Source organism: Xanthobacter autotrophicus (genome assembly GCF_029991245.1).
GTDB classification, from domain to species: domain Bacteria; phylum Pseudomonadota; class Alphaproteobacteria; order Rhizobiales; family Xanthobacteraceae; genus Xanthobacter; species Xanthobacter autotrophicus_C.
Window position 1 is genome coordinate 42,662 of sequence record NZ_JAIVFO010000003.1, and the last position, 16,042, is coordinate 58,703.

Sequence of the window (16,042 nt, forward strand, 5' to 3'; positions counted from 1 at the left end):
AGGTGGTGGCGCAGCCGCCGCCCACCGCATAGCCCCAGAAGGCTGGCGCCCGCAACAGTTGGCCGTAGCTCTCCATTAGACCGATGGCGGCGCCCTCGGTTGTCCGTCCGGTCTCCGGCAGGAGACGCCAGGTGAGCAGGAGGTTGGCCACGCCGAGCAGGGTCAAGGCGAGAAAGATGGAGCGCCATCCCGCCGCATCGGCGAGGAGGCCGCCCACCAGCGGCGCCATGCCCGGACCGACCGTGATCATGAGATTCATCAAGGCGAGGCCGCGGGTGGTGTCCGCCGGCGCGGAGGTATCGCGCACGATGGCGCGCGCCAGCACAAGCCCGGCGCAGCCGCCCAGGGACTGGAAGAGCCGCGCGGCGATGAGGGCGTTGACGCTCGGCGCAAGCATGGCCGCGAGGCCGGCGGAGGTGTAGAGCGAGAGCCCCGCCATCAATACGGGCCGGCGCCCGAACCGGTCGGCCAGCGGCCCGTAGACGAGCTGCCCGCCGGCGAGGCCGAGGATGTAGAGGCTGATGGTGAGCTGCATGGCCGCCATCCCGCCGCCGAGATCCGCCTGGGCGATGGGCAGCGCCGGCACGAAGACGTGCATGGCGAGAGTGCCGGAAAAGGCCAGGAGCGCCAGCAGCCAGAGCGGCACCGTCGCGCCGGGCGGGGCGTCCCCCTTCGGGTGCCCTGATGTCAGCGCGGCATTCACGGAAACAGTCATGGCATTCCGTCCTCATGCCGCGGCTGAAGGCGGAACGGTCCTTGTGGCCACCCGCCGGCAGCAAGGCGCACCGCCCTCACCGGGCCGGCCGGGAGGCCTGCGCGGACCGGGCGTTCGGCGTGTCCGCGAGCATGGCTTTGCCGGCCGCAGGGGAGACAGTCTCGATCTCCACGGTGGCGGTGAGGCCGGCCACGAGGCGGATGTCGGGCGGCACGTCCTCCAGCGCGATGTGCACCGGCACGCGCTGGGCGAGGCGCACCCAGTTGAAGGTCGGGTTGATGTTGGCGAGCAGGACCCGCCGACACCTTCTCCGCCCCGTCTTCGCCGCCGTCACCCACCAGGCGGAGGGTGCGGAACCGGCCTTTCTCATCCGCATTCACGATCGGCCCCTGCAGGAGCGGCTCGCTTTTTTCGAGGCCTCGGAGACCTGATTTGTACGGGCACGCCGGAGGGCGTTGGCGCGGTGGTTCCCGGTGCGGTGCTGCTCGTGGTCGGCGCGGCGAAAGCGGGGGGTGCCAGACAGGCTCCGGTCGCGAGGTGACTTCCGCCAATGGCGGGTCAAGCAGGTGCTGCGCAGGCCACCAACCGCGAAGCCCGCAGTTCCGACCCGGAAAGCAAGCGCTCGTCTCCACGCCAGGCGGGCTCCACCGCGATCGTCCCCCCTGAGACGCGCGAAACGCAGGCACAGATGCGGTGATTGGAAGCATGCTCTGCATCGGAGAAGAAGACGTCACGGTGATCGAGGCTGCCGGACAGTTCCAGCACTTCCATCTGGCAAAGACCACACTCTCCGCGCCGGCAATCGCTGAGGACACGGACGCCGGCAGCTTCAAGAGCGTCCAGCATGGTGGTTCCGGCGGGGACCTCCACCGTCACGCCGAGGCGGGGCACGCAGACGGTGAAGGGTTCCGTGGCAAAGCGTCCGCTGGAGCCGAAGGTCTCATAGTGTAGCCGGTCTCTCCTGCGGCCACTGTGCTGCCAAGCGCGGCGCACGGCTTCCAGAAGGCCGAGCGGGCCGCAGATGTAGGCTTCGCCTTCGGGATCCAGGCGAGCGATCTCGGCCGCGACGTCTGCTCGCCCTTCGTCGTCCGTAAAGACGTGGAGATCATTTCCAAGCAGTGCGTGTAGTTCATCCAGATAGGCCAGCGCCGTGCGCGAACGGCCTAGATAGAGCACGTGGAAGCGTCCGGCGCGTCGCTTAAGGGCCATGGCCATTCCCAGGATTGGGGTGATGCCAATGCCGCCCGCGATCAGGAGATATTCGCTCGCATCGCGCGAGAGCTGGAATTGGCTGTCGGGATTGGTGACCTGAAGCCGCGCACCCGCCGGAAGGGACCACATGTAGCGCGAGCCCCCGCGACCGGTATCCTCGCGCTTGACGGCGATCCGCCATGTTCCATCGCGCGGTGCGTCGCCGATGAGAGAGTAGTGACGGATGGCGCTCTTCCCCTCGATCACCGCTTGAACCTGAAGGTGGCTGCCTGTCGGATAGGCGCCTGCGCCGCCTCCTGGCTCCAGGGTAAACTCCCGGATGCCGGGAGCGACCTCCCGCGTGGCTTTAATGGCAACGGTGATCCACTCCGTGCTCTTTCGCATGGCTTTTCCTCCAGATTTCTTGATGTTCGACGCGGTATCTGGCGAGCGGGCGGCTTAAGTCCGCTGGCGGCGGCGGATGAGGGCTCCGCCGGGAATGTGCTGCAGGATGGTGCGATCGCGTAGCGCCAGCTCAAGGTTACGCCGCGCGAGGCGCGCATGTTCACGCATCAGGGCTTCGGCGCGGGCGCCCTCGCGATTGGCGATGGCTTCCACCACGGCGCGGTGCTGCTCCTGGGCCAGGGTCAGGATCAGGCGTGCCTCAGGCAGCACACTTTGCGCTTGAAGGAAGCCGCTCGGTGATGCGAAGGGCAGTGCCGCCGCCCGGCCCAGGCTCTGGGCGAGAATGGGGCTGTCCGCCGCCTCCGCGAGGAGAGTGTGGAACTGCTCGTTCAGCACCACGTATTCCGCGAATGTAGCCTCGACGCCGCGGTCGTCTCCGAGCAGATCGTCGATACGCGCGATCGTGTCACGCAGATCGGCGAGCGTGCCTTCGGCGACACCGTGCTCGGCGGCGATGCGCGCGGTGAGGCCTTCGAGAGTGCCGCGCACTTCGATGGCATCGCGAATGTCGCGTTCCGTGAAGCTGCGCACGGCAAAGCCGCCGCCCGGCAGGCTCTCGAGCAGCCCCTCGTCGGCTAGCCGCATCAGCGCTGCCCGCACCGGCGTGCGGGAGGCGCCGATCCGGTCCGATACCGACAGTTCCGAGACCCGTTCGCCTGGCCGCACCTCGCCGTTGAGGATGAGCTCTCGCAGGCGCAAAAGCGTGTTGACCGATTGGGACATGGGAGGGCCGTGCCTATTCGGCAGCCGCGGGGAGAAAAATACCCGCCTGCTCCTCGGCGATCATGCGGTCGATGATGCGTCGCGCCCACATGGCTCCGGCATCGATGTTGAGATTGTAGAAAGCGTGGTCGGGATTCTCGTCGATGGCGCGCTGCTGGGCTTCGACGATGATCTCGTCTTCACGAAAGACCTTGGTGATGGCATCACGGATTTCGGTGGTGATGCGCTGCTCGGCGATCCCGTAATCGCGGACATTGGCCCAGAAATAGTGGCTGGTTTTCTCGGTCGCGGGCGTGATGGTGTTGATCACCAACATGCTCACGCCTTCACGCCGATCGCCCTGCGGCGCACCGGTGCCGGTCGGGGCGACGCCGACGTCGATCGCGACCGTGCAGGGCGCCTCGAAGCGGATGATCTGCCAGCGATCCACGCGGCCGACATTCTTCTGGATCTTGCCCAATTGAGCCCGCCAGAACGGCGGGGGATCAATGTCGATCATCCACCGGGTGACCGTGGCGGTGTTCTCGCCATGGGTGACGTCGAAGGGGGCCTCGGCTACCGCATCGTTGCCGATACTGCTGCCGTGGATGAACGTCTCATGGGTGAGATCCATAAGGTTATCCACGATCAAGCGGTAGTCACAGGCTGCATGGATGACCTTGCCGTCCCCTGCCCAAGCGGGATCCCGGTTCCAGTGCAGGTCCGGCACCAATGCCGGGTCGGCGAGAGCGGGATCGCCGGGCCATACCCAGATGAAACGATGTCGCTCCACGACCGGAAAGGCGCGCACCTGCGCTGCGGGATTGATGGTGTCCTGCGACGGCATGAACGTGCAGTTTCCCTGGTCATTGAATACAATACCATGGTACGCACATTGAATATTGTCCCCCTTTAGCTGTCCCATGGAGAGTGGGACAAGGCGATGCCAGCATGCATCCTGCAGCGCGGCGATATCTCCATTCTCCTTACGATACAGGACAATCTTTTGATTACAAATGACTCTTGAAAGAAGCTCGCGCTTGACCTCGGCGTCCCAGGCGGCGGCATACCAAGCGTTGACCGGGAAAGTGGAGTAGGTATTCATGGGCTCCTCCTACACAGTTTGTATCCTTTATGTATACATACCATGCAGCGCAGATTGGCTCAAGCGCTCGTTCGTGTCGTGCCGGTGAGAAGTGAGGAGCTGTAGGTCGGTGGCCTGGCCCGTGACGACGTACTCGGAGCATGGATTGACGGAGATCGACAGGCTCACGCTTCGAAGGTCGCCTTTTTTGGATCCTGGCTCGCTTCCTGATCGATCAAGATTGGTCGTCCGACGAAGGAAAGATCCTGTTCCGCCTTTGTTCAATCACTTGGCGGGCGCTTCACCGGCCAAGGCGGAGGGTCGCCCGACGGTTTCATTTGATCGGATTGTGTACTAGAGGGCAAAATGCCCGGCAGCGGCTCGAAGTTTCTGCCACTGGCCGGCGCTCGCGAGCGGATCCGGGCTCCGGTCCGACCCTGGCGCCGCGGCCGAGGTTTCCAGCGCCCACGAGATAGAGGTCCCATGCTAAGTCGTGAAGGTCGTCCAACACTTCGTTACGAGCAGCAGAAGGCGACCCGGGAGCGGCTCCTCAAAGCGGCCTTCGACGTCTTTTCGGAGAAGGGCTATCACCTGTCGACCATCAAGGAGATGGTGGACAAGGCGGGCACCAGCCGGGCGACATTTTACCTGCATTTCAAGACCAAGGCGGAAGCCCTGGTGGCGGGCTGGAAGGAGATTCAGCAGCCCAAGATGATTGCCCTCTGGGAGGAACTCGACAACATCGCTTCACCCGATTTCGGCGACATTCGCGCTTGGATCGAAAAGATGCTCGATAGCTGGGAGGCGGACCGCCGGTTGACCATCGCCTCCAACCAGGCCGTCGCCCTGGAGCCGGAACTGGCGGGCGAGTGGCTTGCCGGGATGCGCGAGTATCTCGGCGCTGTTCCTCGGTGCCTCGAGCGGATGGCGAAGCATCGCAGAGAAGCCGAAATGAATTTCCTCCTTCTTTGCGCGCAGATGGACCGCGTGGTGTTTCTTTGGCTTTCAGGAGCCTTTCCCGCTAGCCGGGAGCAGATCATCGACGCGCTCGCCGACCAATGGGCTAAGGGCCTTCAGATTAAGAAACGGTAATTCCGCAAGACCTCCACGGAACGGTTGGTGTCGCGGTTTGCCCAACGAGAGCATCCGCGGCCCTTAAAGCGGGTAGAGCGGTGGCTTCTCCTTGATGGTCATCCATTGCCACTGGGTGAATTCGTCCCAATTGGCCGGTCCGCCGTGACGCGAGCCGTTGCCGGAGGCACCGAAGCCGCCCATCGGCATGGTGCCGTCATCGTGCACCGTCTGGTCGTTGATGTGGAGCAGGCCGACATTCAGTTGATCGGCAATTCTCTTCGCCCGTTCAATCGATGGGCTGAGGATGCCAGCGCTCAGGCCATACTCGGTGTCGTTGGCGAGACGTACGGCCTGTTCGTCGTCCTCGAAGGCGGTGATCGATACTACGGGGCCGAAGATCTCCTCTCGGAACGCAGGCATTTCGGGTGTCACGCGGTCGAGCACCGTGGGATTGAAGAAATTTCCTTGCCCCGGCCCGCCGGCCAGCAGCCGCGCGCCGGCCGCGATGCTGTCGTCGACGATCCTCCGTACGCGCTCCAGCTGGACACGGTTGATGAGGGGCCCGAGAGCCACCTCTTCAGTGAACGGGTTGCCGACCGGCAGCGCGCGGGCTTTTTCCGCCATCCGCTCGGCATAGGCCTCGGCGAGGGATTTGTGGACAAGGTGGCGTCCCGCGCTCATGCAGATCTGGCCCTGGTGGAGCCAGGAGGCCCAGGCACCATTCGAAACGGCCCGGTCGAGATCGGCGTCATCGAGGATGATGAGCGCATTCTTCCCGCCCAGCTCCAGCGCCACCTTCTTCAGGTGGCCACCTGCCAAAGCCCCGATCTTGCGCCCGACTGCCGTGGAGCCGGTGAACGAGATCATGGCAATGTCGGGGTCCGCGACGAGGGCTTCGCCAGCTTCCACGTCGCCCGGCAGCACGTGCAGAAGATCCTCCGGTAGGCCGGCTTCCGCAAATATGGAAGCCAGCAGCAGCCCGCCGGAGACAGGCGTGCGCGGATCGGGCTTCAGAACGACGGCATTCCCCATCGCGAGTGCTGCTAAGATGGCCCGGCCCGTGAGGATGAAGGGAAAATTGAAGGGTGTGATGACGCCTACTACGCCGTGCGGGACACGCCGCGCCAGGGAAAGGCTGCCTCCGTCCGCGGGTAGGACAAGGCCCCGCGGCTGGGTCTGGACGGCCGCAGCCTCGTGGAGAAGATGGACCACCGACGTGATCTCGAACTGGGCCTTGAGCTTTACGGCCCCGGTCTCCCGCACGATCCAATCGCGAATGAGCGCGGCGCGGCTTTCCACGAGGGTCGCGGCACGGCGAAAGCTGGCGCCGCGCTCTTGGTACGGCAGGGCGATCCACCCGTGTTGCGCGGCACGCGCGGCGCGAGCAGCGCGTCGCACGTCCTGCGTCGAAGCCCGCCCCACCTCCGCAAGAAGATCTCCGGTGGCGGGTTCTTCCACCTGGATGGTGCCGCCGGAAAGCGTGGTCCATCCGCCGCTCCAGCCCTTGCAGTGCCAGGGGTGCACTTCGCTCGTCGCGTTCACGGCCGATCCTTTCGTTTCCAACATTCTCTTGTTCCCCACCGGGGTGGAACCGTCGGCAGCTCCGCCTTCAAATCTTCATGACGAACGGATTGGCCACCGGGGCGGCATAGTTCATCCAGACGCTCTTGACCTGGACGAAATTACGGATCGCATCAATGCCGTTCTCGCGGCCGAGCCCGCTGTTCTTGTAGCCGCCGAAGGGCACCATGTAGCTGAGCGCGCGATAGGCGTTTACCCAGACGGTGCCGGCCTCCAGGCGGTTGGAGACTTCAAATGCCCGGCGAAGATCGCGCGTCCAGACGCCAGCAGCCAGCCCATAGAGGGTGTCGTTGGCGATCCTGATTGCATCTTCGGTGTCGCGGAACCTCATCACGCAAAGGACGGGCCCGAAGATCTCCTCGCGCGCAATGCGCATCTCACTGGTGACCTCGGAGAAGATGGTGGGGGGGACAAACCATCCTCTCTCGAAGGGATTGTCGCCGCCGAGGCGGCGGCGCGCGCCCTCGGCGAGGCCAACGCAGATATAATCGTTGACCCTGTCATACTGCGCCTTGGTCGTGATCGGCCCGATCTGCGTGTGCGGATCAAACGGATCGCCGACCTTGACCGAAGCCATCATTGTGACGAGCTTCTCGATGAAACGTTCATAGATGCTGTCCTCGACTAGGAGGCGGGATCCGGCAATGCAGCTCTGGCCGGAAGCGCCGAAGATACCGGCGATGGCGCCGTTGGCCGCGGCCTCCAGATCGGCGTCCGCGAAGACGATATTGGCAGACTTTCCGCCGAGCTCGAGGTCGACATGCTTGAAGCCCCTGGCCGCGGCTTCGTTGATGGCGCGCCCGGCAATCTCCCCGCCCGTGAAGCAAATCCTGGAGACGAGCGGATGGCGCACGAGCGCATCCCCCACCTCCGCGCCATAGCCCGTGACAACGTTGACGACGCCGGGCGGAAATCCCGCCTCCTCAACCGCCCGCGCAAATTCGAGGGCGGAGGCGGAAGCGTGCTCCGACGGCTTGAGCACAATCGTGCAACCGGCCGCAAGCGCCGGCGCGATCTTATTTGCAGCGAGCAACAGGGGAGAGTTCCAAGGCGTGAGAGCCGCGACGACCCCGATCGGCTCGTGTCTCGTATAGGTGAAGAATCCGGGTCGTTCGACGGGGGGCACCGTACCTTCGAGCTTGTCCGCGAGCCCGCCATAATAGTAGAAATATTGTGGGAGATAAGCGGCTTGGGCTTGCATCTCGGCAAGGAGCTTGCCGTTGTCCTGAGCTTCGATCCGCCCAAGATGGCCGGCATCACGCGTGAGGATGTCGCCGAGACGCCGCATGAGCGCGCCACGCGCGGTGGCACTGATGCCAGCCCATGGCTGGCTTTGCAGCGCTGCGTGGGCCGCCTGCACCGCCCTGTCGGCATCTTTGGTGTCACCCCGGGGAATGCTTGCCCACACCTGCTCGGACCAAGGTTCAAGGGATGGGATCCGTTCGCCTGAGGCCGCGTCTTCCCAAGCGTTATCGATGAACATCTTGTAGATCTTCACATAGTCCTCCCTCGCGCCCGCAGCCGATTGTGGCTATCGGTCTCGGGCTCAGGCGAGCTTTGAAACGTTTGCTCCGGTGAGAGCCAACGGGCGGCAACCCCAGCACGCAGTCACACGCAGGTACCACCCCCGCCCGTGGGCAGTGGATGCTGTTTGCCCGCCCAAGGGCGGAGGCTTACCAGCGGCTCTGGAAGGCGCGATCATCGGTGAGGCAGCGCTCTTTGCGAAGGTTTTGCATCGCTTTCGCTTTTCATCCATAGCGGCGCGTGCTCCTTCGCCGTTTTAGAGGACGCTTCACCGAGCAAATTGGTTCAATTTGCACGGATCGCGCTCTAAGCGCGGGGTTCTGAACTTATACTATCTGCTATCTGCTCTTCATCACTTCACGCGACGGATTTGGACATTTCAGGGCCTGGCGGTCAACCGAGCTATTCTCATTTTAAGTGAGAAAAATTCACTGATGGCCTCCCGTGTGCGCTCGCCGCGCTTCCTTGCGCGCGCAACGTGGCGGGCAATGCCCCATCGACCGGAGCGTTTCATCATTGAGCACGAAAGGGGTGTATGGGCAGGGCAGAAGACTTGACCGGCGCCGAATAGTGGCCGCTCCGGTCCGTCGTGATGGGTTTGGACGAGGTTATTACACCCGCGATCTCCTGCGCCTTGATATTGCAGGCACGTGCCTCGGCGAGCACCCAGCCGCGAAAACGTGTCAATACAGCATTGCGGCCAGCGCGATCGGACCAGAGCAAATTGTAGCTGTCCGTGTCAGGGACAAAGGTGGGAAAGGGGACGACAAGCTTGCCGCTGGCCAGATCGTCTATCAGCAGCTGAACCTGGCCCACGGCGACCCCGAGCCCTTCCGCTGCCGCCTGGTAGGCCAGACTCGAACTATCGAAACGGAGCCGCTGCGCTCCCGAAAGATCCGGCTGTTCAATGGCGTTCAGCCAGACCTTCCAATTGTTGGGACGCGCCGAAGTATGGAGCAGCGTGTGGTGTCGCAGGTCTTCCACGCGTCGTAGCGGGAAAGGGCCGTCGAGGAGGGCCGGACTGCAAACCGGCACGAGATCTGGACGGAAGAGTTGCGTGCTTTTGGCATGGGGCGTGTCCTCCTGGCCGAGGCGGATGGCGACGTCCACCGGCTCGCACCGGAAGTCCACGCGGCCGAGCGCCGTGGTGATCTGGAGATTTCGATCAGGCTGAATCGCATGATACGACAACAGCCTGGGGGTCAGCCAACGCAAGACGAAGGTCAACGACGTGGACACGCGCAATGGCTGTCCTTCTGGAATATCCATGAGGGCCTCGGTCGCTCCTGCAATCTGCGCGATGGTTTCGCTGATGGTCTTCAGATATGAGCTGCCTTCGGCGGTGAGCTGGACTTTCCGCGTGGCGCGAACGAAAAGCTGGATACCAAGAAACTCTTCGAGCGTACGGATTTGCCGGCTCACCGCGCCAGGCGTTACATTCAGCTCTTGCGCTGCTGCAGCGAAGCTCAGGTGGCGTCCTGCGCACTCGAAGGTCCGAAGGGCGTTGAGAGGTGGTATGCGCATGTTCGGTCTCCGCAATTGCCAGTCCGCCGCGCGGCCGACCTACGTTCAGGCGAGGTAGAGCCTGAGACCGCTTCCGGCCTCAGGCCAATGTCCGGCGACTACGCCTCAACTCTCAGCCCGCAGTCTCGGGCCGCAGAACTTGGGCGGGACTTCTCGGATTCACACTGATGCGTTCCAGGAGCGCATATCCGATCGCGAACAGAACCACGAGCGAGCCGTAGCCGATGCGTTGACTCTGGGTCGCAGCGGTTACAACTCCGACCGTCATCGGGGCGAGAAAGGCAGTGGCCGTTCCCGAGAGGGCGAACAGCCCGAAGAACTGGGCGACGAGATGAGGCGGAGAAAGCCGGGCCATGAACGCGCGCGCCGATATGAAGCACATGGCGGCAAAAATGTTCAGGACCAGTGAAATGAGAATGTAGGTGAGTTCCGGCCAAGTCTTGAAGATCGGTCCTTCCCAGACCGGCCGCGCCAGCTCCGGATCGGAGTAGAAAAAGATTTCCTGGCGCCCGATGCTGACAGCCAGCAGCACGGACAGCATGGCGCAGGCCACGCCGAAAGACAGAGTGAACTTCGAGCCATAGCGATCATCCATGCGCCCGCCGAGAAGGCTGCCCAAAATACCGCCGGCAGCCATCACCAAAAGCATGATGGCGAGTTCCGTCGGTCCCCATCCAAAGATGCCCGCGGCATAGATGCCGTAGAACATGAGAGCGCCGACAAGGGCGTCGTTGACGAACATCCGGGCGATGAGAAGGCGGCCGACATCGGGATAGGATTTGAGGTGGGACAATGTCTTCTTTACTTCCACCAGGCCGCTGCGCATAGCGGAGATCAGCGTTATGCCGCTGCGCGGCGTGTCGGGAGAGAAGGCGAGCAGCATGCCGACGCCGAAAGCCATCCCCACCGCTGTCAGCGGTCCAACGATCCGGATATCCTCAAAAGACGCTTGGCTCAGGTGGAAGAGCGGCTCCGAGAAAAAGGTCCAGTTCGAGCGCCCCGGCAGGGTAAAGCAGACGAGGACCAATAGGGTCAGGATCAGCGACGACCCCTGGCCCAGTGCCCCCGTGAGACCTGAGACGAAACCCAGCTTGTTCGGTGGCGCGACAGTCGTGACCATCGCGTTCTGAAACAGAATATTGTATTCGATCAGAAAATTGAGAACCCCGAGAAGGAGCAGCGCCTGAAGGACGCCGATGGGACCGCCAGGATAAACGAACCACAGGCTCGCCATCAGTGGTACCATCAACATGGCACCGAATGCGATCCAAGGCTTTCGCGCACCGCCGCGATCGGCAATGGCCCCGATAAACGGCGCGGCGAGGCCGATGGCGAGACCTGAGGCCATGACCCCGAAGCCGTAGAGCGTCTGCCCTCTCACGGGATCACCAACCACGTGCTCAGTAAAATAGGGCGCAAAGAGAAAAATGCTGACAAGAAGAATATAGGGTACGCGGCCAGCCTCCATGAGCGCCCAGCTCACGTATCCGATGGTTGTACGCTCACGATCTGCCGGCGGTCCACCATCGTTATTCATGATTTTCATTTCTTCCTCCAAAAAATATGGCTGTCTGTTTCAGCTCTTATTGGTCATTCGGACACGGGTACCATGAAGAGCGAAAGCGGCCTGAAGGCCAGCCTGCGCTGATCGTTATTTAGAGCTTGGTGACCAAGCGGACCGTAAGACCCATCGATTCTGTGTTGTTTTCTCCCCACACCGTAAAGAGGCCCTTGAACATGATGTTGAAGGGTCGCTGGTCGACGAAGAAGTCGTAGGCCACAAGCGGCCCGATATTAACCGCGCTTGCTCGGTTTCCGTTGTTACCAACGGCGACTCCAAACAAAGTGTCGTCTGAAATTTGCCGAAATCCAGTTCCGGTAAGCCCGTATTGAAGAGGGCCTTTTCTTTCTGTCAGCGCGAAATCGAGACTGATCACCGGGCCAGTCGTATAGTTTGTTTCCGTATTTTCGGTGTAAAAATTGAAGAACATCCGCGCACTGAATTCTGTCGCGTCTCCAAAAGTCGGGCCAAGCCAGCTTTTCGTGGTATGAGTGATACCAATATTTGGCGAGAATGTGTAAAAATTCGACCCGATATTGATCCCCTGCTCGGCATTGTATGCGCCTGTCGGGAAGTTCATCCCGAAGCCCACGAGGAAAGCTGTTCCGTATGGAATCGGGATCGGCGCAGGGGGTTGACTGGCGAAGTCTGCGCTCGGGACGAATTTGCTCCAGACGAAGATGTCCGAATAGGTGTCACGCAGCCCCTGTGCACAACGCTTGGTCGCTTCAGTCAAGCCGAAGCATGTCTCTTGAACACCGACGAAGATGGAAGACGCGAGGCGGCCACCCAATACGTCAAGGTCATAGACATGGAGCCATCCCAAGCCGCCGAACTCCACATTTCCGGTCGCGGGCAGCCAGTCATCAGCCGTATACCATCCCGTCAGGTCGATGCCTCCGGCGACGGCTGCGCCATAGTTGCCGGGCGGCGGCAGGAGGGCCGAGCGGATGTCCGTCCCTCCAATGGGGCCTGCCGGCGAAATGGATTCGGCGGCATGCACCACAGGCGCTCCCAGCCCCAACGCGACACAAAAGATCGCAGATGACAGACTTCCTTTGTCGAATAGTTCCTTCAAGGTCCCCTCCCAAAGTCCGGTTATATTCTTCCCATCGGGTTGAATTATTTTTGATACGCGTCGGCGTACAGAATTTTTGTTCATATTATACAGTATAATTTCGGATATGACGTTTGTGCAAAATCCACTCGGAACAACTTATAATTTGTAATAATTAAACGTATTGCGTAATTTTTATGAATTTATACCATGATAAATCTATCATATATACTTGTAACTATAATATCGTTAAATAAAATATAAGGCATTAAATCGTGGATTCTATAATGAATAGCCGTACGCGCCCAAGGTTCTGCTTTATCTGTTATTTAAGTTTGAGGGGCATCGCAATATCTGCAAGCGTAGAAAATTTCGCGCTTACGAACGGAGTCTTCTTGCGTGTGATGATGCCTTGAATTTCGCTAAAGTTCCCGTCGCTTCCATGCTGGTCTCGTCGGCACGAAACGATCTTCCCACGATGGGGCCTAGTTAACGGCTTAGCCATTCGAGACATTGAATCCTCCCTCGTGTTTCTTATCCCGGCCTATGCGTGCTCTTTGAGCACACGGGCCGAATTTGTCGTCATCGTTATGCACGCAATAGACGTGTGTCAAGTGAGTGGACATGGATCAATGGCGGGTGTGGCGAGGCGCTGGGATCTTCAAAGTCGCCTTACCGTGGATCGCGCTCTAAAACATTGATAGAGGACGCCTTGTCCGAGCAGCTTGGGTGCAAGCTGGTCGGCGCGGGATCTAGGGGTGCGGGGAGCGGGGGCTGTTGCAAGCTCCCTTCCTCCGAGCGACGACACCGCGCCACTCCGCCGGCTTTGGTGAGTTTTGCTCAATAAAGGCCGCCAATTTGTCGTTTGACATCAATAGCCCAAGCGCGGAAATTCTTTCCGAAGATCACAGTTTATACCGTTGGCTCCGGTCTTCCGCCGGCGCCAAGTGGGTTCGTTCAAGCGCCACGCTGGCTTGACCAGAAGACCCTAAATCAAATTCAGGGCCTCCGGTCTCAGTCTTACTGAATATCGAAGATCTTAACACGAGGATCATTATGCCGGATTGGGACTTGCGGGATAAGGCCTGCATTGTTGGTGTCGGTTCGACCGCCTATGGCGTGTTCCCGGAAACCGACGCGGTGGGCCTGGGAATCGATGCCCTTCGGGCGGCCGTGGACGATGCCGGCATTACTTTCAACGATATTGACGGCGTCATTCTCAATCGCTTGCCCTACGACCGGTTCGCCGAGGTCGCTAATCTGCAAACGCCTTTCCTGATGCCCACCGAAGCCCACGGCCGCTTCTCGGCGATTGCCTTGAACATGGCTGTGGAGGCGCTGGCAACCGGCCAAGCCAAGACAATCGCGCTCGTCTATGGCAATGACGGGCGATCCTCAAAGATGAAATACGGCGGCGGTGCCGGCTTTTGGGCTCCCTGGGGCTTCACCTCCCCCGGCGCCAGCCACGCCATGATGTATCGTCGGCATATGGCGCGCTTCGGGACCACGCCGGAAGATCTCGCGCATGTGGCCACGGCGTTTCGCCACCACGCGACCATGAATCCCAATGCGGTGATGCAGAAGCCAATCACCATCCCGGATCATCAGGCAAGCCGCCATGTCTGCGACCCGCTGCGTCTGCTCGATTATTGCCTCATCAATGACGGTGGTGTCGCCTGGATCATGACCACTTCCGAGCGCGCCAAGGACATGAAGCAGAAGCCGGTCTACGTATCGGGCTACGCGCGTCAGGACGACTTCTCGCAAAACAGCTATCCGGCAGACGATTTTTGGTATCCCGCGCTGCAGAAAGTCGCGACGCAGATCTACGAGCGTGCCGGCATAGGCCGGGACGACATCGATGGACTGATGATTTACGACAATTTCTCGCCCACCGTGCTGTTTGCGCTTGAAGGCCTCGGCTTCTGCAAGCAGGGCGAGGGTGGCGCCTTCGTCCGCGACGGCACGCTGCAACTCGGCAAGGGCCGCTGGCCGACCAATACGAGTGGCGGCCACCTGTCCGAAAGCTACATGCAGGGGTGGGCGCTGATCGTCGAGGGCGTGCGCCAGCTCCGCGGCGGCCAAGTTCCCCCTGAACGCCAGATCGCCAATGCCAAGGCGCTGCAATTCCTGCTAGCCACGCCGGTTTCAGCCTCCATCATCCTGAGGAACGACGCATGAGCTACGTGAAGCCGCTGCCCGAGCCCGACAAATGGAGCGGGCCATTCTTCGAGGCTGCTCGCAACGAGAGGCTCGCGGCACAGCGCTGCACGGCGACTGGCAAATTCTTCTTTCCGCCTGCGCCCGTCTCCCCCTTCACCCGTGACAAGAACTGGTCTTGGGAGACGCTCTCCGGCAGGGGAAAGATCGCCTCGTTCGTGGTGATGCACCAGAAATATTTCCCCGGCTTTGCCGACGAGATTCCCTACGCCGTCATTGAGGTTGAGCTCGACGAGGGCGTCCGGTTGATCTCCAACATCATCGAGCTGGGCAGCCTCACGCTCGAGGTCGGCATGCCAGTGGAAGTGGTTTTTCTGAAAGCCACGGACGATTTCACCCTGCCGGTTTTCAAGCCGGCGACCTGATCTGGAGTCGGGTTCGATCAACTTGCACCGCGAGCTGATCGCGGCGGGTTCCGGGTGGACTGAAAAGGTGGTGGTCCACCAGATGAAATGCGGAGACAGCAATGAGCGATGAAAATCTGATCGTGGTCGAAGAAAAGGAAGGGTACGCCGTTCTTCGCATCAACCGTCCCGACAAACGCAATGCCATGAGCAAGGCGGCCCGTGCGCAGATGCTCGCGGCCCTCAAGACGCTTGAAGGCAAATATGGCGCGGTCGTCATAACTGGCACCGATACCAGCTTCTGCGCAGGCATGGATCTGAAGGAAGCCAGCGCCGACCGCGAAGCCGGCGTCGAGCCCGATCCGGCCACGTCCTGGAATGCGGTCAACGAGGCGCTGCGCGCCCACCCCTCCATCTTCATCGCCGCCGTGAATGGTATCGCACTTGGGGGCGGCGTCACACTCATCAATATCTGTGATCTCGCCATCGCGTCCGACCGGGCGTCGATGGGCATGCCGGAGATGGGGTTCGCCACCTATCCAGGTCTTGCCGGACCCTCGACGCAATATTCGCTGCCGCGCAAGCACGCCGCCTGGATGATGTTCACCACCGAGCGCGTGGATGGGGAGACGGCGGTGCGCTGGGGCCTCGTCAACAAGGTCGTGCCCCACGAAAAGCTCCTGTTGGAAGCGGAGGCGGTGGCCGCCAAGATCGGGCAGTTCAACCAGGTCGCGCTCGCGGTAAGCAAGCGCGCCATGGACGAGGTTCCGGTAAAGATCGACTGGGCGGCGGCTTTCGAGTACGGCGTCGAGAAGAATCGCGAGATCGGTCGGAATACGACCGCCGCCAACGAAGGGCTGGCGCGCTTCTCGAAGGGCGAGCGGCTGGTCGGCCAGGGCTGAGTGGATCCCGGCAGGCCAACGGAATGATGCGCCTGCCAATGCAACCACTCCCGTCGATCCGCCGGCGGCGACGCGGCGGGAGTGGGAAATCTGGTGCG

12 protein-coding genes and 2 pseudogenes are annotated in these 16,042 nt (G+C 61.5%); 4 read left to right on the plus strand and 10 right to left on the minus strand.

What is annotated here, in order from left to right:
* Nucleotide 1: 1 nt before the first annotated feature.
* The 5 genes and pseudogenes from K9U41_RS01425 to K9U41_RS01445 form a co-directional block, all read right to left on the minus strand.
* Nucleotides 2-715: pseudogene (locus K9U41_RS01425) on the minus strand (MFS transporter); the annotation flags it as partial.
* 76 nt (nucleotides 716-791) lie between these two features.
* A pseudogene (locus tag K9U41_RS01430) lies at nucleotides 792-1,007 on the minus strand (efflux transporter periplasmic adaptor subunit); the annotation flags it as partial.
* A gap of 266 nt (nucleotides 1,008-1,273) precedes the next feature.
* A complete protein-coding gene (locus K9U41_RS01435) occupies nucleotides 1,274-2,311 on the minus strand; it encodes a PDR/VanB family oxidoreductase (RefSeq protein WP_282639069.1) in 1,038 nt (345 codons plus the stop codon).
* Nucleotides 2,312-2,365: 54 nt separating this feature from the next.
* A complete protein-coding gene (locus tag K9U41_RS01440; protein WP_282639070.1) occupies nucleotides 2,366-3,094 on the minus strand; it encodes a GntR family transcriptional regulator in 729 nt (242 codons plus the stop codon).
* Nucleotides 3,095-3,107: 13 nt separating this feature from the next.
* Entirely contained in the window at nucleotides 3,108-4,178 is a 1,071-nt protein-coding gene (locus K9U41_RS01445; RefSeq protein ID WP_282639072.1) for an aromatic ring-hydroxylating dioxygenase subunit alpha, read from the minus strand.
* A 462-nt stretch (nucleotides 4,179-4,640) separates the two neighbouring features.
* Between K9U41_RS01445 and K9U41_RS01450 the strand changes: the two genes are divergently transcribed.
* Complete coding sequence (locus tag K9U41_RS01450) at nucleotides 4,641-5,249, plus strand: TetR/AcrR family transcriptional regulator (protein ID WP_282639074.1); 609 nt, start codon at nucleotides 4,641-4,643, stop codon at nucleotides 5,247-5,249.
* A gap of 63 nt (nucleotides 5,250-5,312) precedes the next feature.
* Here the strand turns inward: K9U41_RS01450 and K9U41_RS01455 are convergent, their stop codons facing one another.
* The 5 genes from K9U41_RS01455 to K9U41_RS01475 form a co-directional block, all read right to left on the minus strand.
* A complete protein-coding gene (locus K9U41_RS01455; RefSeq protein WP_282639075.1) occupies nucleotides 5,313-6,812 on the minus strand; it encodes a benzaldehyde dehydrogenase in 1,500 nt (499 codons plus the stop codon).
* Between the two features lie 28 nt (nucleotides 6,813-6,840).
* Nucleotides 6,841-8,310 (minus strand): aldehyde dehydrogenase, encoded by a 1,470-nt coding sequence (locus K9U41_RS01460; protein ID WP_282639076.1) that lies wholly within the window; start codon nucleotides 8,308-8,310, stop codon nucleotides 6,841-6,843.
* Between the two features lie 539 nt (nucleotides 8,311-8,849).
* On the minus strand, nucleotides 8,850-9,860 hold the full coding sequence (gene gcvA / locus K9U41_RS01465; protein ID WP_282639077.1) for a transcriptional regulator GcvA: 1,011 nt from the start codon (nucleotides 9,858-9,860) through the stop codon (nucleotides 8,850-8,852).
* A 112-nt stretch (nucleotides 9,861-9,972) separates the two neighbouring features.
* Nucleotides 9,973-11,406 (minus strand): MFS transporter, encoded by a 1,434-nt coding sequence (locus tag K9U41_RS01470; RefSeq protein WP_282639078.1) that lies wholly within the window; start codon nucleotides 11,404-11,406, stop codon nucleotides 9,973-9,975.
* Between the two features lie 109 nt (nucleotides 11,407-11,515).
* Complete coding sequence (locus K9U41_RS01475; protein WP_282639079.1) at nucleotides 11,516-12,499, minus strand: SphA family protein; 984 nt, start codon at nucleotides 12,497-12,499, stop codon at nucleotides 11,516-11,518.
* Nucleotides 12,500-13,534: 1,035 nt separating this feature from the next.
* Here K9U41_RS01475 and K9U41_RS01480 point away from each other — a divergent pair.
* The 3 genes from K9U41_RS01480 to K9U41_RS01490 all read left to right on the plus strand — a co-directional run bounded on the left by K9U41_RS01480 (nucleotide 13,535) and on the right by K9U41_RS01490 (nucleotide 15,944).
* Nucleotides 13,535-14,659 carry a thiolase C-terminal domain-containing protein gene (locus K9U41_RS01480; protein ID WP_282639081.1) on the plus strand — a complete coding sequence of 375 codons (1,125 nt, stop codon included), beginning with the start codon at nucleotides 13,535-13,537 and terminating at the stop codon, nucleotides 14,657-14,659.
* Nucleotides 14,656-15,063, plus strand: coding sequence for a Zn-ribbon domain-containing OB-fold protein (locus K9U41_RS01485; protein WP_282639082.1), 408 nt, complete (start codon nucleotides 14,656-14,658; stop codon nucleotides 15,061-15,063). Before K9U41_RS01480 ends, K9U41_RS01485 begins: the two co-directional genes overlap by 4 nt.
* Before the next feature lie 101 nt (nucleotides 15,064-15,164).
* The gene (locus tag K9U41_RS01490) at nucleotides 15,165-15,944 is read left to right on the plus strand and encodes an enoyl-CoA hydratase/isomerase family protein (RefSeq protein ID WP_282639083.1); all 780 of its coding nucleotides are present in this window, start codon (nucleotides 15,165-15,167) and stop codon (nucleotides 15,942-15,944) included.
* The last annotated feature ends 98 nt before the right edge of the window (nucleotides 15,945-16,042 follow it).

Coding starts and splice junctions, on each gene's coding strand:
- K9U41_RS01435 (WP_282639069.1), bottom strand. CDS start 2,311: ATGCGAAAGAGCACGGAGTGGATCACCGTTGCCATTAAAGCCACGCGG.
- K9U41_RS01440 (WP_282639070.1), bottom strand. CDS start 3,094: ATGTCCCAATCGGTCAACACGCTTTTGCGCCTGCGAGAGCTCATCCTC.
- K9U41_RS01445 (WP_282639072.1), bottom strand. CDS start 4,178: ATGAATACCTACTCCACTTTCCCGGTCAACGCTTGGTATGCCGCCGCC.
- K9U41_RS01450 (WP_282639074.1), top strand. CDS start 4,641: ATGCTAAGTCGTGAAGGTCGTCCAACACTTCGTTACGAGCAGCAGAAG.
- gcvA (WP_282639077.1), bottom strand. CDS start 9,860: ATGCGCATACCACCTCTCAACGCCCTTCGGACCTTCGAGTGCGCAGGA.
- K9U41_RS01470 (WP_282639078.1), bottom strand. CDS start 11,406: ATGAAAATCATGAATAACGATGGTGGACCGCCGGCAGATCGTGAGCGT.
- K9U41_RS01480 (WP_282639081.1), top strand. CDS start 13,535: ATGCCGGATTGGGACTTGCGGGATAAGGCCTGCATTGTTGGTGTCGGT.
- K9U41_RS01485 (WP_282639082.1), top strand. CDS start 14,656: ATGAGCTACGTGAAGCCGCTGCCCGAGCCCGACAAATGGAGCGGGCCA.
- K9U41_RS01490 (WP_282639083.1), top strand. CDS start 15,165: ATGAGCGATGAAAATCTGATCGTGGTCGAAGAAAAGGAAGGGTACGCC.